Annotated in this window: 23 protein-coding genes; 12 read left to right on the top strand and 11 right to left on the bottom strand. The window is 74.7% G+C overall.

Annotated features, from left to right (window positions below):
• Positions 1-8: 8 nt before the first annotated feature.
• The 3 genes from DNL40_RS08000 (at position 9) to DNL40_RS08010 (ending at position 2,330) form a co-directional block, all read left to right on the top strand.
• Positions 9-842: an aldo/keto reductase gene (locus DNL40_RS08000; RefSeq protein ID WP_111250719.1), complete on the top strand. Its 834-nt coding sequence runs from the start codon at positions 9-11 to the stop codon at positions 840-842.
• Between the two features lie 91 nt (positions 843-933).
• A complete protein-coding gene (locus DNL40_RS08005; protein ID WP_111250850.1) occupies positions 934-1,155 on the top strand; it encodes a hypothetical protein in 222 nt (73 codons plus the stop codon).
• An 11-nt stretch (positions 1,156-1,166) separates the two neighbouring features.
• Complete coding sequence (locus tag DNL40_RS08010) at positions 1,167-2,330, top strand: endo-1,4-beta-xylanase (protein ID WP_111250720.1); 1,164 nt, start codon at positions 1,167-1,169, stop codon at positions 2,328-2,330.
• 21 nt (positions 2,331-2,351) lie between these two features.
• Here the strand turns inward: DNL40_RS08010 and DNL40_RS08015 are convergent, their stop codons facing one another.
• Positions 2,352-3,284: an oxidoreductase gene (locus tag DNL40_RS08015; protein ID WP_111250721.1), complete on the bottom strand. Its 933-nt coding sequence runs from the start codon at positions 3,282-3,284 to the stop codon at positions 2,352-2,354.
• Positions 3,285-3,385: 101 nt separating this feature from the next.
• Here DNL40_RS08015 and DNL40_RS08020 point away from each other — a divergent pair, with 101 nt between their 5' ends.
• Entirely contained in the window at positions 3,386-4,312 is a 927-nt protein-coding gene (locus DNL40_RS08020) for a helix-turn-helix transcriptional regulator (RefSeq protein WP_111250722.1), read from the top strand.
• A 48-nt stretch (positions 4,313-4,360) separates the two neighbouring features.
• Here DNL40_RS08020 and DNL40_RS08025 read toward each other — a convergent pair whose 3' ends face one another.
• Positions 4,361-5,230 carry a DUF2637 domain-containing protein gene (locus DNL40_RS08025; RefSeq protein ID WP_179951003.1) on the bottom strand — a complete coding sequence of 290 codons (870 nt, stop codon included), beginning with the start codon at positions 5,228-5,230 and terminating at the stop codon, positions 4,361-4,363.
• A gap of 109 nt (positions 5,231-5,339) precedes the next feature.
• On the opposite strand from DNL40_RS08025, the gene DNL40_RS08030 reads away from it, so the two are divergent.
• The gene (locus tag DNL40_RS08030; protein WP_111250852.1) at positions 5,340-7,406 is read left to right on the top strand and encodes an NHL domain-containing thioredoxin family protein; all 2,067 of its coding nucleotides are present in this window, start codon (positions 5,340-5,342) and stop codon (positions 7,404-7,406) included.
• A 39-nt stretch (positions 7,407-7,445) separates the two neighbouring features.
• Here DNL40_RS08030 and DNL40_RS08035 read toward each other — a convergent pair whose 3' ends face one another.
• From DNL40_RS08035 to DNL40_RS08060, 6 genes are all read right to left on the bottom strand, one after another.
• Positions 7,446-8,105 carry an HAD family hydrolase gene (locus DNL40_RS08035; RefSeq protein ID WP_111250723.1) on the bottom strand — a complete coding sequence of 220 codons (660 nt, stop codon included), beginning with the start codon at positions 8,103-8,105 and terminating at the stop codon, positions 7,446-7,448.
• Between the two features lie 84 nt (positions 8,106-8,189).
• The gene (locus DNL40_RS08040) at positions 8,190-8,825 is read right to left on the bottom strand and encodes a hypothetical protein (protein ID WP_111250724.1); all 636 of its coding nucleotides are present in this window, start codon (positions 8,823-8,825) and stop codon (positions 8,190-8,192) included.
• Between the two features lie 118 nt (positions 8,826-8,943).
• Positions 8,944-9,414 carry a PTS sugar transporter subunit IIA gene (locus DNL40_RS08045; protein WP_146252053.1) on the bottom strand — a complete coding sequence of 157 codons (471 nt, stop codon included), beginning with the start codon at positions 9,412-9,414 and terminating at the stop codon, positions 8,944-8,946.
• A complete protein-coding gene (locus tag DNL40_RS08050; RefSeq protein ID WP_111250726.1) occupies positions 9,411-9,641 on the bottom strand; it encodes a PTS sugar transporter subunit IIB in 231 nt (76 codons plus the stop codon). Before DNL40_RS08050 ends, DNL40_RS08045 begins: the two co-directional genes overlap by 4 nt.
• Before the next feature lie 52 nt (positions 9,642-9,693).
• Complete coding sequence (locus DNL40_RS08055) at positions 9,694-9,936, bottom strand: PTS sugar transporter subunit IIB (RefSeq protein WP_111250727.1); 243 nt, start codon at positions 9,934-9,936, stop codon at positions 9,694-9,696.
• Positions 9,933-10,793 (bottom strand): GntR family transcriptional regulator, encoded by an 861-nt coding sequence (locus tag DNL40_RS08060; protein WP_111250728.1) that lies wholly within the window; start codon positions 10,791-10,793, stop codon positions 9,933-9,935. Before DNL40_RS08060 ends, DNL40_RS08055 begins: the two co-directional genes overlap by 4 nt.
• A gap of 205 nt (positions 10,794-10,998) precedes the next feature.
• Between DNL40_RS08060 and DNL40_RS08065 the strand changes: the two genes are divergently transcribed.
• Positions 10,999-12,390 carry a PTS transporter subunit EIIC gene (locus DNL40_RS08065; RefSeq protein ID WP_111250729.1) on the top strand — a complete coding sequence of 464 codons (1,392 nt, stop codon included), beginning with the start codon at positions 10,999-11,001 and terminating at the stop codon, positions 12,388-12,390.
• Positions 12,391-12,506: 116 nt separating this feature from the next.
• On the opposite strand, the gene DNL40_RS08070 is transcribed toward DNL40_RS08065, so the two are convergent.
• Complete coding sequence (locus tag DNL40_RS08070; protein WP_111250730.1) at positions 12,507-12,776, bottom strand: HPr family phosphocarrier protein; 270 nt, start codon at positions 12,774-12,776, stop codon at positions 12,507-12,509.
• Positions 12,777-12,894: 118 nt separating this feature from the next.
• Between DNL40_RS08070 and DNL40_RS08075 the strand changes: the two genes are divergently transcribed.
• The 3 genes from DNL40_RS08075 to DNL40_RS08085 all read left to right on the top strand — a co-directional run bounded on the left by DNL40_RS08075 (position 12,895) and on the right by DNL40_RS08085 (position 15,545).
• Complete coding sequence (locus tag DNL40_RS08075; protein ID WP_111250731.1) at positions 12,895-13,782, top strand: sugar phosphate isomerase/epimerase family protein; 888 nt, start codon at positions 12,895-12,897, stop codon at positions 13,780-13,782.
• A gap of 138 nt (positions 13,783-13,920) precedes the next feature.
• On the top strand, positions 13,921-14,307 hold the full coding sequence (locus DNL40_RS08080; protein WP_111250732.1) for a hypothetical protein: 387 nt from the start codon (positions 13,921-13,923) through the stop codon (positions 14,305-14,307).
• A gap of 179 nt (positions 14,308-14,486) precedes the next feature.
• On the top strand, positions 14,487-15,545 hold the full coding sequence (locus DNL40_RS08085) for an AraC family transcriptional regulator (protein ID WP_111250733.1): 1,059 nt from the start codon (positions 14,487-14,489) through the stop codon (positions 15,543-15,545).
• A gap of 7 nt (positions 15,546-15,552) precedes the next feature.
• Here the strand turns inward: DNL40_RS08085 and DNL40_RS08090 are convergent, their stop codons facing one another.
• Complete coding sequence (locus DNL40_RS08090; protein ID WP_111250734.1) at positions 15,553-18,144, bottom strand: helix-turn-helix transcriptional regulator; 2,592 nt, start codon at positions 18,142-18,144, stop codon at positions 15,553-15,555.
• A gap of 344 nt (positions 18,145-18,488) precedes the next feature.
• Between DNL40_RS08090 and DNL40_RS08095 the strand changes: the two genes are divergently transcribed.
• Positions 18,489-19,304 carry a helix-turn-helix transcriptional regulator gene (locus DNL40_RS08095; protein WP_111250735.1) on the top strand — a complete coding sequence of 272 codons (816 nt, stop codon included), beginning with the start codon at positions 18,489-18,491 and terminating at the stop codon, positions 19,302-19,304.
• Between the two features lie 54 nt (positions 19,305-19,358).
• On the opposite strand, the gene DNL40_RS08100 is transcribed toward DNL40_RS08095, so the two are convergent.
• Positions 19,359-19,961 carry a TetR/AcrR family transcriptional regulator gene (locus DNL40_RS08100; protein ID WP_111250736.1) on the bottom strand — a complete coding sequence of 201 codons (603 nt, stop codon included), beginning with the start codon at positions 19,959-19,961 and terminating at the stop codon, positions 19,359-19,361.
• A gap of 68 nt (positions 19,962-20,029) precedes the next feature.
• Between DNL40_RS08100 and DNL40_RS08105 the strand changes: the two genes are divergently transcribed.
• Positions 20,030-20,557: a DinB family protein gene (locus DNL40_RS08105; RefSeq protein ID WP_111250737.1), complete on the top strand. Its 528-nt coding sequence runs from the start codon at positions 20,030-20,032 to the stop codon at positions 20,555-20,557.
• Between the two features lie 132 nt (positions 20,558-20,689).
• On the top strand, positions 20,690-21,691 hold the full coding sequence (locus tag DNL40_RS08110; protein ID WP_111250738.1) for a hypothetical protein: 1,002 nt from the start codon (positions 20,690-20,692) through the stop codon (positions 21,689-21,691).
• Positions 21,692-22,300 lie beyond the last annotated feature (609 nt).

The following is a 22,300-nucleotide window of genomic DNA, read 5'->3' on the forward strand; positions in this document are numbered from 1 at the left end:
ATGGGGGCGTGAGCATCCCCACCGTGACCCTCAACAACGGCGTCGAGATCCCGCAGCTCGGCCTCGGCACCTACAAGCTCCCGCCGCAGGACACGCGCGACCTGGTGCTGCGCGCGTTCGACGCCGGCTACCGGCACCTCGACACCGCGCAGATGTACCGCAACGAGCGGGCCGTGGGCGAGGCGGTCGCCGCCGCAGGGCTGCCGCGGGAGGAGGTGTTCGTGACCACCAAGCTCAACAACGCCTTCCACGCCCACGACGACGCCCTGGCCGCGTTCGACCGCAGCCTGGAGGAGCTCGGCCTCGACTTCGTGGACCTGTTCCTCATCCACTGGCCGCTGCCTGCCGTCGGGCTGTACACCGAGGCGTGGGCCGCGCTGGAGGAGATCTACGCGTCCGGGCGGGCCCGGGCGATCGGCGTCTCCAACTTCCAGCCGCACCACCTGCGCCGCGTGCTGGACGAGGGCACCGTGGTCCCCGCCGTCAACCAGGTCGAGGTGCACCCGTGGTTCGCCAACGAGGAGGTGCGGGCCTTCGACGCCGCGCACGGCATCGTCACCGAGGCGTGGTCGCCCCTGGGGCGCGGGGCCGTGCTGGCCGACCCGACCGTGGCGCGGATCGCCGCGGCGCACGGGCGCAGCCCCGCCCAGGTGGTGCTGCGCTGGCACGTGCAGCGCGGTGATGTCGTCTTCCCCAAGTCGGCCACGCCCGAGCGCGTCGTCGAGAACGCGCGGATCTTCGACTTCGAGCTCAGCGCCGAGGACATGGCGGCGGTCACCGCGCTCGACCGCGGCGAGCGCACCGGCTCGCACCCCGACGAGGAGAACCGCACCGACCGCTGAGGGTGGAGCCGCCGACCGCGGCGCCCGGAGACGCACGCCGACCAGGGAGCCTCCGGGAGGAGCACAATGGAGGCAGAGCCCGGAGGTGATCATGGCGACGATCGAGGCGGCCCGTGCCGCGAAGCCGGCGCTGCGCGCGGCCCTCGGCAGGGTGGAGGGCGTGTGCGGGGTGGGGCTCGTGCAGCGCGGCGGCCCGGACGACTGGGTGCTCCAGGTCAACGTGCGCGACGTGCGGGCCCGCAAGGACGTGCCGCCGGTGGTCGACGACGTGCCCGTGCGCGTGCGGGTGGTGGGCGGCGTGCGCGCCCTCTAGCGTCGGCGGGGATGCTGCGCCACGCCGTGCCCGCCCTGGCCGCGCTCGCCCTCGTCCTCCTGACGGCGTGCGACGGTGGCTCGCCCGAGCCCGCCCCGAGCGGCGTGCCGACGGGCGCCGCGTCCTCCGCGCCGTCCGGCCCGCGACCCGAGCCGCCGTCCGACTCCCTGCGTGCGCTGGCGCCGGACGGCGTCGCCGTCGGCACCGCCGTCGCCGCACCCGCCGGTGCGGGCGGGACGAGCGGCGACCCGCTGCACGACGACGCCCGCTACCGCGAGGTGGCCGGCCAGCAGTTCTCCTCGGTCACCCCGGAGAACCAGGGCAAGTGGGCCGTCATCCACCCCGAGCCCGACCGGTACGACTTCGCCGCCATGGACGCCGTCGTCGAGCAGGCCGAGGCGAACGGTCAGCGGGTGCGCGGCCACACCCTGCTCTGGCACCGGAGCAACCCGCCCTGGCTCACCGACGCGCTCACCAGCGGACAGGTCCCCGACGCCGAGCTCCAGCAGATCCTCCACGACCACGTCACCACCGTCGTCGGGCGCTACGCCGGGCGCGTGCAGGAGTGGGACGTGGTCAACGAGGTGCTGGCCGACGACGGCTCCTGGCGCGGTGACAACCCGTGGATCCAGGCGCTCGGCCCCGGCGTCGTGCGCGACGCGCTGCGCTGGGCGCACGAGGCCGACCCGGCCGCCCGGCTCTACCTCAACGACTACGGCGTGGAGCGGGCAGGCCGGAAGTCCGACGCCTACCTGGAGCTCGTCCGCGACCTGCAGGCAGAGGGCGTGCCCGTGCACGGGTTCGGCGTCCAGGGGCACCTGTCGGTCGAGAGCGGGTTCCCCGACGGGCTCGCCGACAACCTGCGCCGGTTCACCGACCTGGGGCTCGACGTCGCCATCACCGAGCTCGACGTACGCCTGCCCGTGGGGGACGGCACGCACGCCTCGGGCGCCGACCTCGAGAAGCAGGCCGACTACTACCGCCAGGCGTTCTCCGCCTGCCTCGAGGTGGAGGGCTGCACGTCCGTGACCGTCTGGGGCGTGGGCGACGCGTGGTCGTGGGTGCCGCGGAACTACCCCGAGCACGGGGCCGCGCTCCTGCTCGACGAGCACCTGGAGCCCAAGCCCGCCTTCCGGGCGGTGCGGGACGTCCTGGCCGGCGCGGACGACGCCTGACGACGCCGCGGCAGGCGGGGACTATCTGGTGGAGAGGTAGGTGACGCCGGTGAGGGCCTCCGCGGTGGCCCAGAGCCGACGTCCGACGCCGGGGTCACGGGCCTCGGTGGAGGCATGGACGCGGGTCACGGGTCCCCGTGTCTCCCCGAACCGGCCGGGGCCGAAGAAGTCGCCGCCGCCGACGCCGGGTGCGGTGGCGGCGTGGAGCTGGTTCAGCGCTCCCTGCTCGGTCGGCTGGGTCGCGATCACCGAGAAGAGCCGCCCCATGAGCTGGGCGATCCGTCCCCGGTCCTTCCATGCGTGGTCGATGAAGCCTGATCGGGAGAGGCCGGGGTGGGCGATGGTGCTGATGACCGGCGACCCTGCGGCGCGCAGCCGGCGGTCGAGCTCGATCCCGAAGACGGTCGTGGCCAGCTTGGAGGCTCCGTAGGCGCGGTTGGCGTTGAAGCGGCGTTCCCACTGCAGGTCGTCGAAGTCCAGATGGGCCCTCTTGTGCGTGAGCGAGCTGAGCGAGACCACGCGGGGCTCACGGCCCCGCTCGAGCGTGTCCAGCAGGAGTCCCGTGAGGGCGAAGTGGCCGAGCATGTTGGTGCCCAGGTGGAACTCGAAGCCGTCGACCGTGGTGCGCCTGGCACCGAGGTTCTCCGCGCCCGCGTTGTTCACGAGCAGATCGACCGCCTCGAGCTCCGAGGTGATCTGAGACGCGAACGTGCGCACCGAGTCGAGGGAGGCGACGTCGAGCGTCCGCACGGTCAGCTGTGCCCCGGGCGACTGCGCACGGATGTCGCGGGCCGTGGCCTCCCCGGCGGCGGGGTTCCTCACCGCGAGGATCACGTGGGCACCGTGCCGGGCGAGCTCTGCGGCCGTGACCCGGCCGAGGCCGGAGGTGGAGCCGGTCACGATCGCGGTGCGCCCGCTCTGGTCGGGGATGTCTGAAGCGGTCCAGGACGTCATGCGGGCGACGCTATGAACGCTCTGGGCGCCCTCCGTCGTCCTGCGGCACCCTCGGCCTGCGAGAACCACCCTCGCGCGGACGTGTGGGAGACGATGGGGTGATGACGAGCGACTCCGCGGCAGCCAGGGAGCTGGGGTTGTTCCTGCGTGCGCGCCGTGAGCAGACCACACCGCAGCGGGTGGGTCTCGAACCTGGCGGCAGACGCCGTGTCGCTGGTCTGCGCCGCGACGAGGTCGCCGTGCTCGCAGGCCTGAGCACCGACTACTACCAGCGCCTCGAGCAGGGCCGCAACGCGCGTCCTTCTGACGCCATCCTCGACTCTCTCGCCGACGCGCTGGCCCTCGGCGAGACGGAGCGAGCCCACCTGGTGCGTCTGGGGCGCGCCGCCCGCAGCCCGCAGGCCCGCCCGCCCCGCCGCCGCCCGCAGGTGCCACGCAACGCCCGGGCCCTCCTGGACGCCACCGCGCTGCCAGCCTTCGTCGTCAGCGCTCATCTCGATGTCCTCGCCTGGAATCCTCTGGCCGCGGAGCTTCTCGGCGACCCGACGGAGCTGCCGGTGGCTGAGCGGAACGTCCTGATGACGGTGTTCCGCGACGACGCGGCCCTGCGTTTCCCGGACTGCCGCGACATGGCCGTCGAGTACACGGGCATGCTCCGCTCGGCGGTCGCGGCCGACCCGGAACACCCCCGCGCGGTAGCGGTCGTCGGCGCGCTCTCCGTCCGCAGCGCGGAGTTCCGTGCCCTGTGGGCGCGTCACGACGTGCGTGATCGTGTCCGAGGCGGGAAGACGATCCGGCACCCCCGCATCGGGGAGATCGCCGTCGAGTGGGACACGTACGCGCTCGCAGGCGGTCTCACCATGATCGTCATGACGCCGCTGCCGGGGCACGAGGACCGTCTCCGTCTTCTCGCGACGATCACACCCGTGCAGCGAGCCTCCCCGCAGACCGAGACGGGTTCGGGGCGTCCGCTGCCGCAGGCGGGGACGGCAACGCCGTCGTCCCGGCAGCGACCGTCGTCCGGCTAGGACGACGGGCAGGGCACCGGGAGACCGGCCCGCGGCGGGAGAAGCGACCTAGGCCGCGCCCGTCTTGGTGGCCGCGGCGCCGGGTGTCGTCCCGGACACCTTCGCTCCTGCCGTCGTGGCGGGCGCCTTCGGCCCGGCCGGCTGGGCGGCGCTCGTGGGCCTGGTCTGCGCTGCGGGTGCCTTGGCGGGCGTCGGCGTCTTGGCAGGGCTCTTGGCGGGCTGCTTCGTGGCACCGGTCTTGCTCGTCGCGGGCTTGGCGGCCTTCCCGGCGGCGTCGGCGTCCTCGGGGTACGGGGCGGCGGAGGTGTCGGCCGCCGTCTGCGCTGCCGACGCCGTCCGTGCCGCCCTCGCGCTCTTGCGCGGCCTCGTCTCGGCGGTGCCGGGCGCAGGATCGGGTGCCGGGGCCGTGGTCTCCGCGCGGGCCGCGTCCGTCGCTGCGTCGCGGGCGGGCCGGGCCGCCGCCGGGTGGCGCGCGACCAGGGAGGCGAGGGTGCGGACGGAGGCCAGCACGCCCACGGGGGCGAGCGAGACGACGGCGGTGCCGACGGCGAGCTGGGTGATGCCCTCCACGCCCCAGGCGTGGGCGGCGCTGGCCACCACGGACACGAGGGCGAACAGCGCCAGCAGGGTCCACGAGAACCAGGTGCGCTCGCCGCGGGCGCGCTGGATGAGCGCGGCCGCCGCGTGCACGAGCATCGACGCGTCGACCAGGGCAGGCACGCACCAGGCCAGCCCTGCGGGCACCTGCCCCCAGAGGGCTGCCTGGGAGAGCGCGGTGAAGGACAGGGCGAACGCGGCGCCCACGACGCCGAGGGTGAGCACCACGGGCGCGGCGAGCACCGCGGGGGAGTGGGGCGGCCGTGACGTGCCGCCGGCGGGTGCGGGGTCGGTCTCGGGCCCGGGCTGGTGGTCGGTCACGGTCTCTCCTCTTCCCTGACTGCGTGGACGCACATGAACCTTGCCGTGGATCGGCGCCCGGGTCACCCCCGTCTGGGCGGATTTGTCAGGACTTCTCCGCGTGCCCACGATGCGGACACCTTCGTGGACACCCGGAACGAGCCCGCCGGGCGAGGTGTTGACTGAGCCCGTGAGCACTCTCTCCACGTTCAAGACCGGCGCCGACCTGCCCCGCGTCCGCGCCTCCGAGCTCGTGGGCCGCGGCTGGCTCAACACCGGCGGCCGCGACGTCACCCTGGCCGACCTGCGCGGCAAGATCGTGGTGCTCGACTTCTGGACCTTCTGCTGCATCAACTGCCTCCACGTGCTCGACGAGCTGCGCGAGCTCGAGGAGCAGCACCGCGACGTGCTCGTCATCGTGGGCGTCCACTCGCCCAAGTTCGAGCACGAGGCCGACCCGGCGGCGCTCGCGGCCGCCGTCGAGCGCTACGAGGTGCACCACCCCGTGCTGGACGACCCGGAGCTGGTCACCTGGGGCGCCTACACCGCCCGCGCGTGGCCCACGCTCGTGGTGATCGACCCCGAGGGCTACGTGGTGGCGCAGATGGCGGGGGAGGGGCACGCCTCGGCCGTCGCGGCGCTCGTCGAGCAGCTCGTCACCGAGCACGAGGCCAAGGGCACCCTGCACCGCGGCGACGGCCCGTACGTGCCCCCGGAGCCGACGTCGGGCACGCTCCGCTTCCCTGCCAAGGCCGTGGCGCTGCCCGGCGGCAACCTCCTGGTGGCCGACGCCGGCCACCACTCCCTCGCCGAGCTGGCGCCCGACGGCGAGACGCTCGTGCGGCGCATCGGTTCCGGTGAGCGGGGGCTGGCCGACGGAGGGCCGGAGCAGGCCCGGTTCTCCGAGCCCAACGGCCTCGCCCTCGTCCCCGAGGAGCTGCGGGCCGCGCTCGGGTACGACGTCCTCGTGGCCGACACGGTGAACCACGCGCTGCGCGGCGTGTCGCTCGCCACGGGCGCGGTCACCACCGTGGCCGGCACGGGCGAGCAGTTCATGGTGGGCGGTCAGGAGAACGTGGCGGTGCCCGGCCAGCAGCCCCGCGCCTACGAGGGCGGTGCGCTGCCGGCCACCCAGGTGCGGCTCTCCTCCCCGTGGGACGTCGCATGGTCTCCCGCGCTGGGTGCGTTCGTCGTCGCGATGGCGGGCCACCACACCCTGTGGGCGTTCGACGGCGCCGCCGGCACCGTGGGTCTGCTCGCCGGGACCATGAACGAGGGCCTGGAGGACGGTGACGGCGCCGCGGCGTGGTTCGCGCAGCCCTCCGGGCTCGCTCCGTCGCTCGGGGAGGACGGGCAGCCCGACGGCGGCCTGTGGCTCGCCGACTCCGAGACGTCCGCCCTGCGCCACCTCCGCGTGGTGCCAGACCCGGCCGGTGGTCCCGCCGGCGCTGGCTCTGGCACGGCTCGCGGGGTGGAGGTGGACACCGCCGTGGGCCAGGGGCTGTTCGACTTCGGCCACCGCGACGGCGCCGCCGACCAGGCTCTGCTCCAGCACCCGCTGGGCGTGGCCACCCTGCCCGACGCTTCCGTCGTCGTCGCCGACACCTACAACGGGGCGCTGCGGCGGTTCGACGCCGCCACCGGTGAGGTCACCACCCTCGCCACCGGACTCGCGGAGCCGTCCGACGTGCTGGTCGAGGTCGCGGGCGACGAGGTCCACCTGCTCGTGGTCGAGTCGGCCGCCCACCGCCTCACCCGCGTCGCGCTGCCGGCCACGCTGGCCGGCGAGGTGCTCGACGGCGGTGCCCGCCGCACCCAGCGCCCCGCCACCGACGTCGTCGCCGGCGCCCTGCGCCTGGAGGTGCCCTTCACCCCCGCACCGGGCCAGAAGCTCGACGAGCGGTGGGGGCCGGCCACCTCGCTCCAGGTGAGCGCCACCCCGCCCGAGCTGCTGCTCGAGGGCGCGGGCAGCGGCACCGACCTGTTCCGCGACGTCGTCGTCAACCCCGACGTGGCCGAGGGCGTGCTGCACGTGACCGCCAAGGCGGCCTCGTGCGACGTCGTGCCGCTGGGGCCCGACGGCGAGCCGCTGCCCGACGTCTTCCCCGCCTGCCACCTGGCACAGCAGGACTGGGGGGTGCCCGTGCGGGTCACCGAGGACGGCGAGGCGACGCTCACGCTCCCGCTGCGCGGCTGACGCGCAGCCCCCGCCCCGCCCGCTCGCGCGTCGAGCGCGTCAGGGGCGCAGCAGGTCCGGCAGCTCCAGCAGCGAGTCGATCACCGTGGCCCGCTGCGCCTCCGGGCGGCGGGCGTGCAGGTGCCCCCACGGCCCGCGCCGGATCAGCACGGGCTGCATCCCGGCGTCGGCGGCGGGCAGCACGTCGTTGTCGGTGCGGTCGCCCACGTAGGCGATCTCCGACGCCGGCACGCCGGCGAGGGCGGCGGCGGCCGCGAAGAACTCCGGCGCGGGCTTCTCCACGCCCAGCTCGGCGGAGTTGCGGATCTCGTCCACCGGCAGGTCCATCGCGCGCAGCGCGGCCAGGGCGCGCGGCGGCTGGTTCCCCGCGACCACCAGCCGCAGGCCCGCCTCCCGCAGCGCGGTCAGGGCCGGCACGACGTCGGGGTACAGGTCGTCCGCGTCGAACCCGCTGCGCAGCCCGTCCGGGTCCTCGGCGGCCCACGCGGCCTCCTCGGCGTCCAGGTCGAACCCGGGCCGCACCATCTCGAACGCCGCCTGGTGCGGCAGGTCGAGGGCCGCGCAGCCGCCCAGCACCCCGAGGAACGTCAGCGGGGGCACGCCGAGCCGTTCGGCCCATCGCAACCAGATCCGGCTCTCGTCGATCAGCGTCTCGCCGACGTCGAGCACCACAGCACGCACGGGACGGGTCTCAGGCATGGGTCGACCCTACGGGGGCGCGGCGGCCTGGCGGGCGGCAGGAGTCGTCGCGTCCCGATCGGCTCGTCGCCGCGGCCCTGGGACCTATGACGGCTCGCTCGCGTCGTCGGCAGCTGCCGGGATGTCGATGGTTCTCCTCGGGACGGGTTGGATCTCCAGCGCGAACGTCTCCGTCGTCTCGCCCTGCTGCGTGGTGATCGTCATCTCTGCGATGTGGAGCGGGTCGTCGCGGACGCTCAGGCGGGCCGCGCTCAGCTCAGGGAAGCGCCTGCCCTCTTCCTCCGTCCAGCCCGTGAGGATGTCGTCGAGCGTGTCGCGCAGCTCGTCCGGCACCCGTCCGGTGGCGCGAGACGCGGAGATCTCCACCTCGATCGTCGGGTCCTCGGCGGCGACGGGCCGTTCCAGCTCTGCGCCGTACAGGAGGGTCAGGAGAGCCAGCGGTCCGAGGGCTGGTCGCGGCATGTCGACCGTCATCCACGCGTCGCTGCCTGCGGCGCGGATGTGCAGCTTGCCTCGATGAGCGATGGTCTCGGCGCGGCTCTCCGTGCCGGAGGCGTCGACATCGGGCATCTCGAACCGGCTGTGCGAGCGGGCCACGTCGTCGCGCGGGCTGACGTAGGCGTCGTCGGTCGTCTGGATGCCGGTGGCGGTGTGCACGAACGACGCCTCCACGGCTTCGGCGGAGAGCGTCGCGTTCAGTGCCTCCTCGAGCGTGGGCATGGCGTCTTCCTTCCTGTCGGGGCGATGGCCCACGAGGGCGCGGGACCGCGAGCGGTGTGCTCGAGCCGTGCGACGAGCGGTGGCCGGGCCGGCCGCTCCCCGACCGAGGCAGGCGCGCTCAGCGCGGGGCGACCGAGAACAGCACGTCCGTCGTCGTGAGGGCGGTGCCCACGGCGGCGACGTCGTCCAGGGCGTCGGCTGCGGCGTCGAGCGCCACCACGGGCACGACGGGCGAGCGGCCGCCGCTGCGCACCGCGGCCGGGTCCCAGGTCACCAGGTGCTGGCCCGCCTCCACGGTGTCGCCCTCGGCCACGTGCAGCTCGAAGCCCTCGCCGTGGAGCTGCACGGTGTCGATGCCCAGGTGCACCAGCACGCCGCGGCCGTCGGGGGCCGCGACCACGTACGCGTGCGGGTGCAGCTTGACCACGGTGCCTGTCACGGGCGCCACGGCCCGCCCGCCGGCCGCCGGGTCGGGGGCCACGGCCGACCCGGGCCCCACCAGCCCGGCGGAGAACACCGGGTCGGGGATCTCCGCGAGCGGGATGACCGTGCCCGCCACCGGGGCGACGACGGCGAGCCGCCCCGTCAACGCAGGTCCTCGATGTCCGAGGCCAGGGTGTCGGCCTCGGTGCCCACGATGACCTGCACGGCCGAGCCCGCCTGCATGACGGCGATGACCCCGGCGGCCTTGAGCGCCTTCTCGTCCACGAGAGCGGGGTCGTCCACCTCCACCCGCAGGCGGGTGATGCACGGTTCCAGGTCGACGACGTTCTCGTCGCCGCCGAGGCCTGCCAGGATCTGCTCTGCCTTGCTCATGGGTGCTCCGTGGGGTTCCGGTGGGGCAGGGGGTGCGTCGTCGCCGACGCAGTCACATCAGGTCGGCCAGGTCGGTGGCGACGGTGTCCGCGTGCGGACCCACCACCACCTGCACCACACGGCCGGAGATCATCACCCCGAACGCGCCGGCGGCGCGCAGCAGGGCGGGGTCCACGAGGGACGGGTCCTTGACGATCGAGCGCAGGCGGGTGGTGCACGGGTCGATCTCGTCGACGTTGGCGACCCCGCCGAGGGCGTCGAGGATGGCGTCCGCTCGCGGCTGTGCGACGGTCATGGGGAGGTCCTTCCTGCCGTGTCCGCCGGCTCGTCCTGCTCCCGGGGGCGGGGGACGATGACGGGGCGCGGCTCGCGCAGGGGCACGACGACGGAGTACCGGTCGCCGCGATAGCAGGCCTGGGAGTACATGACGGCGCCCACGTCGGCGTAGGTGCGCCGGCGGGTGCGCAGCACGGCCCGGGAGCCGCGCAGCTCGAGCAGGGCGGCCTCGGCGTCGGTGGCCTCGGCGGCGAGGAACGTGTCCTCGCCCCACGTGGGGGCCAGGCCGGCGGAGCGGAGCGCCCCGTAGATCGACTCGGGCACGCCGTCGTCGAGCAGCCCGGGCACCAGGTGGGCGGGGATCCAGCCGACCTCGAGCGACATGGGCTCGCCGTCGGCGGTGCGCAGCCGCTCGAGGCGGTGCACGGGGTCTCCCTCCTTGAGCGCGAGCTCCTCGGCGACGCGCGGCACGGCGGGCACGGTGGCGGCGTCGAGCACGCGGGTGCCGGGGATCATGCCGCGCCGCCGGGCGTCCTCGGCGAACGTGGTCAGGCGCATCTCGAAGTCGATGCGCCGAGGGGCGACGAAGGTTCCGCGGCCCTGCTCGCGCTGGAGCACGCCGTCGGCCACGAGCGCCTCGAGCGCCTGGCGCACCGTCATGCGGGAGATGCCGAAGCGTTCGGTGAGGGCGCGCTCGGAGGGTACGGCGTCGCCCTCGCGCAGCTCGTTCTCGATGAGGTCGACGAGGTAGGCCCGCACGGTCTGGTACTTGTGCCGGCCGCGGGCGGTGCGAAGACCGGCGCCGCGCGGCGCGCGCGCCGCGGCGGGCGTGGCGGTGGCCCCGGGAGCGGGGGAGGGGGCGGGCGAGGTGGTCACGGTCTGATCCTCACCTCTCCCTCGGGGTGCGTGCTGCGGTGCCCGGCCCTCGATGGGCGAGCCGTGATGCTTGACACATATTGCGGTCTAGACCACTCTGGCCGCAAGTGGTCTGGACAACCACGGCGCGACGACGGCGGGCAAGGACGCACCGCTCTCGCGGGCCTCCCCAACCTCTCACCTGCACCACCCGCCAGGAGGACTCATGACCACGGTCGCAGAACCGACCACGGGCAAGCGGGGGTTCCCCGGCCTCGCCCAGCTCCAGCGCATCGGCCGCTCGCTGATGCTCCCCATCGCGTCCCTGCCCGCCGCCGCGCTGCTGCTGCGCCTGGGCCAGGACGACATGCTCGGTGCCGACGGCGTCGCCGGCACCTGGCCGTGGATGCAGCCGGTCGCCGACGTCCTCGGCGCCGCCGGCAACGGCCTCTTCGGGAACCTGCCCCTGATCTTCGCCCTCGGCGTCGCCGTCGGGTACGCCAAGAAGGCCGACGGGTCCACCGGCCTGGCCGCGCTCATCGGATACCTGGTGTTCGACGGTGTCAGCGACGCCCTGTCCCCGTACGTGCTCGGCGCCGCCGCCGAGGGCGAGGACCAGGTGCTCATCAACTACGGCGTCCTCGGCGGCATCGTCATCGGCCTCGTGGCCGCCCTGCTGTTCCAGCGCTTCTACCGGATCAAGCTCCCTGCCTACCTCGCGTTCTTCGGCGGGCGCCGGTTCGTGCCCATCGTCACCGCGGGCGCCGCGGTGCTCATCGCCGTCGTCGGCGCGCTGATCTACCCGGCGTTCGACTGGCTCATCAACGAGCAGGTGGGCGGTTTCGTCACCGGATCCACCATCCTCGGCGCGTTCGTGTACGGGACGCTCAACCGACTCCTGGTGCCCATCGGCCTGCACCACCTGCTCAACTCGCTGCCCTGGTTCCAGTTCGGCGCGTACACGGACGCGAGCGGCGAGGTGTGGCACGGAGACATCGCCCGGTTCCTGCACGGCGACCCCACCGCCGGCACGTTCATGACCGGGTTCTTCCCCATCATGATGTTCGCCCTGCCTGCGGCGGCGCTGGCCATCATCCACACCGCCAGGCCCGCACAGCGCAAGGCCGTCGCCTCGATCATGGGCTCGGCGGCGCTGGTCGCGTTCGTCACCGGCGTCACCGAGCCGCTCGAGTTCGCCTTCGTGTTCGTGGCCTACCCGCTGTACGTGATCCACGCCGTGCTCACCGGCACGTCGATGGCGCTGGTCAACGCGCTGGGCATCCGGGACGGCTTCGGGTTCTCGGCGGGGGCGATCGACTACCTGCTGAACTTCCGGATCGCCGAGCGGCCGCTGCTGCTGATCGTGGTGGGTCTCGGCTACGCCGTCGTCTACTACTTCCTGTTCCGGTTCGTGATCACGCGGTGGAACCTGCGGACGCCCGGGCGCGAGGACGACGACGTCGACCCTGCCGGCGCGGGCACCGGTGCGGCGGTGGCCGCCGACTCGGTGGACTCCGCGGACCCGGCCGGTGCTCGTGCTGCTGCGGGCGGCGCGAAGGGCGCCACGACGAGCGGCGCAGACGGACCGGTACCCGGAGGTGGCTCCGGCCGGGCCTGACGCCCGCCCTCCGGCCGTTCGCGGGGCGGCTGGCGCCCCGCGAACGGTGCGGGCGGAAGACTCGCCGCAGCCTTCGAGGGGCTGCGGCGAGTCTTCCGCCCGCACGGGTGAGGGGGTCAGGCAGGGGTCTCCTGGGCCAGGAACGCCGCCAGCGCCTCGATGGCAGCCTCGGCCTCGGGGCCGTCGACGGCGGTGGAGAGCACCACCTCGTCGCCTGCGGCCGCCGCCAGGGTCATGACGCCGAGGATGCTCGCGGCCTCGACCTGCTCCCCGCCCGGGCGGCCGATCCGCACGGGTACCGGCTGGCGTGACGCCTCTTGCACGAACAGCGCGGCAGGGCGCGCGTGGAGGCCTTCCCGGATCCCGACGACGGTGACGCGTTCCATGGAGTCTCCTCAGGGCTCACTGGTATGGACCACTTGATCGTAGCGACACGATGCCTCCACGACGAGTTCCCCTGGAACAGTTGCCGAGCCTCCCCGCCCCGCACGTAAGGTTCGAGGCATGGCCGACTCGAAGACGGTCCCCTCCGAACCCGAGGCGCCGCCGATCCCCGTGACGCTCTCGACGGCGTCCGTGTACCCCCGACGAGCCGCTTACGCCTTCGAGGCTGCCGCGGACCTGGGGTACGACGGCGTCGAGGTCATGGTCTGGTCGGACCCGGCGACCCAGGACGCGTCGCAGCTCGCCCGCCTCGCCGCCGACCACGGCGTGCCGGTGCGCAGCATCCACGCCCCCACGCTGCTGGTCAGCCAGCGGGTGTGGGGCCGTTCGCCCGCCCCGAAGCTGCGCCGGTCGGTGGACATGGCGCTCGAGGTGGGGGCGAGCACCGTGGTGGTGCACCCGCCGTTCCGCTGGCAGTACAAGTACGCCCGCCTCTTCCAGGACCAGGTGCGCGAGCTCGAGGCGGAGACGGGCGTGACGCTCGCCGTCGAGAACATGTACCCGTGGCGAGCCCGGGCCAGCAGCGACCGCCACTACATCGCCTACCTGCCGGGCTGGGACGCCACCGAGCACGACTACGACTCGGTGACCCTCGACCTGTCGCACGCCGCGGTGGCCGGGCAGACGGGCATGGACCTGGTCGCCACGTTCGGGGACCGGCTGCGCCACCTCCACCTGGCCGACGGCACCGGGTCGCCCCGCGACGAGCACCTGGTGCCCGGGCGTGGCGCGATGGACTGCGACAAGGTGCTGGCCGAGCTCGCGGCGCGCGGGTGGAAGGGCGACGTCGTCGTCGAGATCGCCACCCGCAAGGCCCGCACCGCGAACGAGCGGCGCGCCGACCTGGAGGCGTCGCTGAAGTTCGCGCGCTCCTACCTGCAGCCGGTGCCGGAGCCGTACGAGCCGCCGCCGCCGGAGCACCAGCACCGCCCGACGGACGCCTGGTAGGAGGGTCCCGGCTCGGCGTCGTGCCCTCGGCGCCGCCGCGGGGATCCTCCTGTGCCAGGAGAGGGGCGGCGCCCCCGCGAGGCGGGACCGTGGAGGGGAAGCCGGGCACCGGGCCCGGCCCGTCCCCCGGGAGCGTCCGTGACGATGGATGCCTGCGACCACGGTGACCACGGTGACCTGCGCCTCGCCGACCACGCCACGCTCCTGGAGATCGCCGCGGTGATCGACGGGGTGGTCGCGTGCAGCGCCGCGCTGGGCGCCGGCGCGCCGTCCGGGCCGGAGCTGCGGCGCGAGCTGTTCGCGCTCCTCGACCTGCCGCGGCAGGCCACGTGGGAGCGGGTGCGGGAGCTGGAGGTGGTGCCGAGCTTCTTGCCCGGCCTCCAGGGGCCCGGCCCGGTGGGGCTGTGCGTCGCGGACCTCGTGTACGCGTACGGGTTGCCCGACGCGGTGTGCCCCTCGCGCGCGGCCCTGCTGCGGGCGCTGCGCTGGGCGGTGGACGAGCACGGGGCCTCGGCGCAGGGGTAGGTGCTGGCCCGCGTCACGCAGGGTGGCGCCGGTGGCTCCCCGTGACGGCGCGAGGTGTACCTCCCGGAGCGAGGGCGGCTACTCAGGCCCGGTCTGCGCACCACTCATGTTGATGCATATGCATGGAGTGGTGGAGCTGCGGGCCGGAAGGTCGTGACGACCCCAGGAGGGAAGAAGCCATGACCGTCACCGCACCCGCGTACCGCACCACCGCCCGCCGCCACCCGGGCACCCTCGGCGCCGCCGGCGTCACCCCCAGGCGCCCGGCCGCCACCACCGGCCCGTTCGCCCCCGAACCCCGTGCCACCGCCACCGTGCGCGAGTGGCGCGGCGCGGCCGACCTGGCCCGGTTCGCGCAGCTCGTGCCCACCACGGCGCAGCCCGAGACGTTCCAGCTCCAGTCGCGCACCGCCCGGTTCGGCGACTTCGACGCCACCTACATGGTCCACGGCCCGCTCCGCTTCGAACCGGTCCCCGCGAACTTCGGCCACCCCGCACGCACCCTGCGCCTGCTCGTCGTGCTCGACGGCGAGGTGTCGCTGCGCACCGCCGGCGCCCACGCCACGCTCGGCCGCCGCGACGGCGCCCTCCTGCTCGGCTGGGCACCCGTGGCCTACACCGCCAGCGCCCCCGCCCGAGTGGTCGTCGTCGACGTCCCCGCCGACCACGGCGTGCTGGGCGGCCTGCCCGACTCCGCGCCGTTCGTCGCCGGCAGCGCCGAGACCGCTCTGCTCTCGGCCCTGGCCGCGTTCGTGCTCGACCTGCTGCGCCAGGACGCCGACGCGCTCACCCCCGCCGTCCGCGCCCAGGTGACCGACTCCCTCGACTCGCTCGTCTCCGGCGTGGTCTCCGCGCTCGCCGTCTCGGGCGGCGGCGAGTGGGACCGCCGCAGCCAGCGCATGGACGCCGTGCGCTACATCGCCGCCCACTACGCGGACCCGGACCTCAACCCCACCACGCTCGCCACCCACCTCGGCATCTCCAAGCGGTCGCTGCAGCGCCTGTTCGAGGGCGAGCGGCTCAGCGTGTCCCAGTGGATCCAGGCCAAGCGCGTGGACCAGGTGCTGCTGCGGCTGCGCGACCCCCGCTACGCCAGCACCTCCCTGGAGGACCTCGCCGTCCTGACCGGGTTCGGCTCCGCCCTGGGGCTGCGCCGCGCCGTGCAGGCCGCGACGGGCAAGGCACCGTCGGCCGTGCGGGCCGAGGCGCTCACGGACGCGGTGGCGCTCGCGGGCTGAACCGCCGTCAGACGGCCAGGACGCGCGAGAGCTCCGACCGGTTGTCCACGCCGAGCTTGCGGAAGACTCGGTGCAGGTGGTTCTCCACCGTCCGCACCGAGATCAGCAGGCGCCGCGCGATGTCCTGGTTGGACAGCCCGGCGGCGGCGAGACGAGCGATCTCGTCCTCGCGGGCGGTGAGCTCGGCCGCCTCGGCCGCCGACCGCAGCCCGGCGAGGGCGTCCGCGCCCCACGGCGCCAGACGGCGGCGGGCGGCGTCGTGCACCTCGGCGGCCCTCCCGGCGCGGCCGGCGGTCCGCAGCAGCCGCGTCGCGGCGGAGTACGCCGCGGTCGCCTGGGCCACCAGGCCGGCGTCCGCCAGAGCGTGGGCCTCGTCCACCAGCCGCTCAGGGTCCTCGGCTGCCAGCGCGTCCACGAACTCCTGGAACCGGCCGATGATCGGTGCCGGGACGAGGGCCGCCGTCTGCCGCAGCACCTGCGCCCGTTCCGACGTCGGCTCCTCCATCATGGCCAGCATCCCCGCCGTGTAGCCGGAGACGAGATAGCCGTGCGCCAGCAGCGCCTGCGCCTCGTCCCACAGGCGCGTGGCGGCGAGCGCACGGGCCTCCGCCGGGGGCCGGCCCTCGGAGTCCAGCCGTGCGAGGGCGAGCGTCGGCGAGCCCAGCGGGTAGGGGCCCGGACCCGTGCGCAGGGCCAGCGCCTGCTGGGCGAGGGTGCGCGCCGTCGTCGTGCGTCCCTCCTGCTGCGCGAGGTCGGCCGCGATCGACAGCAGCGCCACCTGCTGCGAGCGCTCCAGGGCGGGCAGCACCCCCGCCGACAGCACCGAGCCGAGCAGGTTCCGCAGCTCGGTGGTGCGCCCCCACGTCAGCAGCACCTGCGCGACGACGTACGCGGCGCCCACGATGCCCTCGACGTCGTGCACGCGCCGCGCCGCCTGCAGCTGGTCCTGCGCCCGCTCCAGCGCCTCCTCCAGGCGGCCCTCCATGAGCAGCGCCCACGACCGGGAAGCCGCACGCACCTGGGCGAACGGGGTGGTCGGCTCGCCCAGCTCCTCGAACAGGGCGCGCGCCTCGGCCGAGCGGCCACGGGCCAGCAGCAGCTCGGCCCGCACCGTGCCCACCACCTGCACCGTGTCGGACGGGGCGGTGCCCGGGACCGGCAGGGTCAGGTCCGCAGGGTCCGGCGCGTGCTCCACCATGAGGGTCAGGAACGCCTCGATGCCGTCCACGAGCCACACCCACTCGTCCGCCTCGAGGCGCGTGCGGTCCAGCACCTCGTGCACCTGCCTCAGGTCCCGCTCCGTGGTGCCCACGAACAGCGCGTACCAGACGTCGAACGTCACCAGGTCGCGGCGGTCACCCGTGCGGGGCGTGCCCGCCAGCACGGTGCGCACCGCCTGGGGGCCCGCCCCCGTGACCAGCATGGTGCGCAGCAGCGGCGCCGCCGTGCGCGGTGAGGGTGTCTGCTCCCACTCGCTGCGCCGCAGCAGCAGCTCGCGGTGCCAGTGCTCCAGCAGCAGGCGGTTGACGATGGTGTCCGACTCCATCGACGTGCCCGCCGCCGACGCCTCCGGGGTGAGCTGCCACGGCGTCGCCGTGGCGCTCGGCCGGTCCGCGAGCGAGCCGCCGAACGCCCGGGTCACCGCCTCGTCCACCTTCAGGTGCCGCGCCCCCACGCCCAGGTGGCGGAAGTACTCCACGATGCCGAGCGGGAACACCCCCACCAGCATCTCGTCGCCGCGGGGCACGAACCGCAGCAGCCGGTAGCCGTCGAGCTCCTCGAGCACCTCCCACGACATGAGCCGGCGGGCCGTGCTCACGTCCACCGTGCCCGCCAGGGCCAGGGCGTGCAGCCCGTCGATCGCCGGGGGGCTCAGACGCTGCAGCAGCGGGTCCACGCTGCGCACCATCTCCGGCGTCCACATGTCCGGCCCCGCCTGCCAGACGCCGTCGACCTGCCGCAGGCCGCCGTGCTGGCGGGCGCCCTCCGCCAGCGCCAGGGCCAGGCCCGGCAGGCCGCCCGACGCCGCGAACACGCGGGAGACGGTGGCGGCGTCGATCGGCCCGCCCAGGGCGTCGACCAGCAGCGTCTGCGTGTCCACGAACCCCAGCGGCGGCACCTGCAGGGTCACCCCCGGCTGCACCTCGGCCGGCACCCGGTACGGGCGGCGCATGGCCCGCGGCTTGGGGTACGACGTCGACAGCAGCGGGAACGGGGCGATCTGGTGCGCTGCCACGATCGCCCCGATCGACGTCTCGTCCAGGTCCACCTCGTCGTCCACCACGAGCAGCGCCCGACCGCCCCGGACGGCCGCCAGGATCCCCTGCACCGCGGCCGAGACCGCCGTCGTCGCCTGGGAGCCCTGTCGCGCCACCAGGCCGGCGATCGCCAGCGCCTCGAGCGGGCGCTCCCGCAGCGCCAGCACCCCGTGGACCCGCACCACGTGCCAGCCCGCGTCCTCCAGCTCGTCCGCCACGGCCTGCGCCAGCAGGGTGCGGCCCGAGCCGGGCAGACCCTGGAGGTCCACGCTCCTGCCGGCCATCAGGTGCCTGACGGCGTCGTCACGGACGTCGACGTGCAGCGTGCCCGAGAGGGTCATGCGTCTCATCGTCACCCAGCGCCCGGAGCCGTGCCACGTGGCCGATCGGGGTGCGCCAACCGGCCCCGCGCCCCGCTCCCGGCGGCGAGGGTGGACGTACCGCGGCGGGGAGCACCCCCGGCGCACGGCCGGCCGACGTCCCCTCCGCCGCCGTGCCACCCGCGGCGGACGGGCGCCCGCGCGCGGCCCCCTCCCGCGCGGGCGCCGTCCGGCAACCGTCACGAGCAGGAAGGACCAGCCATGCTCACCTCCCGGACCGCCGTCGTCCGCACCCTGCGCAGGGACCTCGTCGTGGGCGCCCTGCTGGCCGTGGTGCTGTGCCTGCCGATCGTGTGCGTGGGCTGATGGAGCGCCGACGCCAGGCGCGGTACGGCGCCTACCTGCTCTCCCTCGTCCAGACCGGCCCCGCCAGGCACCGTGTGCCCGGCGACAACTTCGGCCACCCGTGGCGTGCCGTGCGGCTGGTGGTCGTGCTCGACGGCGAGGTCACCGTGCGCGCGGCCGGCACCGTCGAGGTGCTGGGGCGCCGTGCCGCCGTGCTCGCCGTGGGCTGGCGCCCGTTCGAGGTATCGACGCCGGGCGCGCTGCTGCTGGAGGTCGACGTGGCCGTGGACCGCACGGCCCTGCGCGGCACCTTCGACGACTCGCCGCTGGCGGTGTGGGGGGCCGGCACCGTGGTGCCCGGTGCGACGGCGGCCGCCCTGCGCGAGCTGCTGCGCCACCCGGGAGCCGAGCCGCAGGTGCACGCCCAGACGGTGCGCGTGGTGGAGCAGCTGGTCACCTCGGTGCTGTCCACGCGGCCCCGGCCGCCCTCGCCCGAGCTGCTCGAGCAGGTGGAGCGCGACCGCGTGGTGCAGCACATCGCCGCCCACCACGCCGACCACGGCCTGACGCCCGCGCGGATCGCGGAGCACTTCGGCGTCTCCACCCGCACCCTGCACCGCCTGTTCGAGGACGACGAGCGCACCGTGTGCGGGTGGGTGGCGCACGAGCGCCTGCGCAGCGCCCTCGCGCGGCTGCACGACCCGCGCTACGCGTCCGTCACGCTCGAGGACCTGGCGGAGCTGTGCGGGTACGGGTCGGCGCTCGCCCTGCGGCGGGCGGTGCTGGCCGCGACAGGCTCGACGCCGTCGGAGCTGCGGTCGAGGCTCGCGAGCTGACCGCGCGATCCGGCGGCGGAGCGTTCCCGGCGGCGGTGCGCTGCCCGGTGGTGCTCAGGCCGCGACGAACTGCGCGCCCACGGCGCGCAGCACGAACGCCTCGGCGGCGCGGATGGCGCGCTCTCGGGCCGCGGGCTCCTCGGGGATGAGCCGGCCGGACAGGCAGGCGTTGACGAGCTGCACGGTGGGGTCGATGTCCTGCTCGGGGAACTCGCCGGCGGCGATGCCGGAGCGCAGGATGCGCCGCAGGATCGACTCGACGATCTCGGCGTGCTCGCGCAGCCGCTGCAGCGTGGGGCGCGAGAGCACCGTGCGCAGGTCCGGCCCGGGCGCGAGGTGGAAGACGCGGGCGAGCTGGGCCTGCTGGCGGATGTAGGTGCGCAGCTGCTCGACCGGGTCGTCGACACCCTCGAGCGCGCGCTCCAGGGTGTGGGCGTACTGCTCGGTCTCGTGGGTGATGAAGCCGAGGAGGAGCGCTTCCTTGTCGGGGAAGTGGTTGTAGACGGCGGTGCGTCCCACGCCTGCTGCGGCGGCGATGTCCGCGAGCGTGATCGTGTCGAACCCGCGCTCCTGCATCAGCGTCGAGAGTGCGGTGAACAGCTTGTGCCGGGTCATCTGGCGGTGCTCGTGCAGGCTCTTGCCGATGATCTTGGGCATGCTGACATCATAGGGGCACTACGTCAGTACCAGGGACAGCAGCCCTTGCAGCGCCGTACGCTGCGACGATGCAGCGCGACGGCATCGAGCCCGACACCAAGGACTGGACCTGGGTGCTGGAGCGCCCCTGCCCCGAGTGCGGCTTCAGCGCCGCCGGGATCGAGCCGCACGCGGTCGGCGACGCCGTCCGCGCCACCCTCCCGCGGTGGCGCACCGCGCTCACCCGGGCCGACGTCGCCACCCGCCCGGCCGCCGGCGTGTGGTCGCCGCTGGAGTACGGCGCCCACGTGCGCGACGTCTTCCGCGTCTTCGACACCCGGCTCGCCGCCATGCTCCAGCAGCACGACCCGCTCTTCGACGACTGGGACCAGGACGCCGCGGCGCTCGCGGACGGGTACGCCCACCAGGATCCGACGGTCGTCGCGGGAGAGCTGGAGGAGGCGGGCGCGGCGGTGGCGGCGCGCTTCGACACCGTGGGCCCGGACGACGCCGAGCGGCCCGGGCGCCGCTCCAACGGGTCGGTGTTCACCGTCCGCACGCTGGGGCGGTACTTCCTGCACGACGTCGTCCACCACCTGCACGACGTGCGCGCCTGAGCCGTCTGGCAGGGCGTCGATCCGGGCCGGACCGGGTGAAAACGGGCCGACACGCCGTCTGGAGACGCAGGAATCTCAACATGTAACACGAACCCTCCCGGCTCGCACCTCGGGGCCGCTACCGTTCGCGCCATGCCGCACGCCGCCCCGTTCGTGCCCCCCGAGCGAGCCGCGGACCACCTGCTGCTCGTCCCCGCCGACGACAGCCTGCCGACGCTGCCCGAGCTCGTCGGCGCGTGGTTCCCCGACCCCACGTGGCTCCGCGAGCCCGTGGTGCCGCCCGAACGGCCGTCGTCCGGTGCGCGCTTCCGCGGTCTGCGGCCCAGCAAGCCCGCCGAGCCCGTGCCCGGCCTGCTGCGCGTGGGGGAGGAGCACGGGCTCCACGGCCCCTTCCCGGTGGATGCCGAGCAGGCGGCCGACCTCGGGATGGCGGGCCCTGCCTCCGCCTGGGCGCTGACCAGGATCGAGGGCGAGGCGTTCCCGCGCAGCCGTCGCCCGGCGTCGTACGACGACCGTGACGGCATCTCGCGAGCGTTCGCGGCCGGGCTGCCCGAGGGCGAGGAGCTGCGGGCGGTCCAGTGGGCCGTCGCGGCCGCGCGCAAGGTGGGTGGGGTGGTGCTGGTCGACGGTCAGGTGCGGCTGGCGCCGGACCCGCGCGGGGCCGTGGACCTCACGCTGTACTCGGCACGTGCCATGGCGGCCGCCGACCTGCTGCACCAGGTCCGGGTGCTGGTGGCCACGGCCGAGATCGAGGCGCAGTCCACCGGGATCGACGGCGCGGCGCAGTACACCGTGGTGGGCCGCACGCCCTACGACGGCGCCGTGTCCGTGCGCGTCGAGCGGGTCGATCGTGTGCCGCGCTCCCTGGCGGGCCTCGACTGGCAGCTCTACGGGCCGTTCACCTACCACCTGGGCTGGGTGCCGCAGGACCCGTACGAGCTGCAGACAGAGCAGCCGTCAGGTCTGCACCTGATCGCGCGCGGTCGCATGCGCGTGCTCCTGGCGCGGCTCGCCTCGGGGTTGCACGAGCGGCTGGAGGGCGTGTTCGTCGACGACGGCGGCTTCGTGGTCGGTGCCGCCGAGCTTGCCGGCCGGCTCGACGACCAGGAGGACGGCGCGCGCGCCTGGGTGTGAGGCGGCCCGACTTGTCCACAGGCTGTGTCCACAGGGTTGTGTGGACAGCCACCCGCACCCTGCCCGACCTGCGGTGAGACCGTCCACGGGTGTGGACCGCCGCCCGGAGGCCGCGCCGCCAGGCTCGCGCGAGCGCGCCGGACGCCGCCGGGCGCGGGGGAGCGTGCGGGCGCCGAAGGGTGCGGGTGGCGGGCCGCCGTCGAGCCTGACCAGGCGAGATGCTTGAAACACCGCGGAAATCCGGGGGTCACGCAGGCGGCGGGCCGGGTGAGGAACGCGCGGGCGGCGCGCTGGCGGTGCGGTCCGAGCCCGGCAGCGGGGGCGGTCGGGGCGGCCCGGGTCGGCGGTGCGGGTGGTTGAGCACTAGCGCAACCCGTCACCGGGACGGTCCCGTCATCCACAGATTTGTTCCACAGGGTTGTGGGTGATGTGGGGATTCCGCCACAGCGCCTGTGGATGAACCTGTGGTCGGTGAGAAGGCTCACCCGAGCCTCGTCCTGGGCCTTGCACGACCCCCGGGACGGGGGCTACAAACGTGGCTACCGGTTCCGACCACGAGGACCCCACGGCCCCGCTGCAGAGGGCCACGGGCCTCGCGGCGGAGCAAGG

The organism is Xylanimonas oleitrophica, assembly GCF_003244315.1.
GTDB lineage: Bacteria > Actinomycetota > Actinomycetes > Actinomycetales > Cellulomonadaceae > Xylanimonas_A > Xylanimonas_A oleitrophica.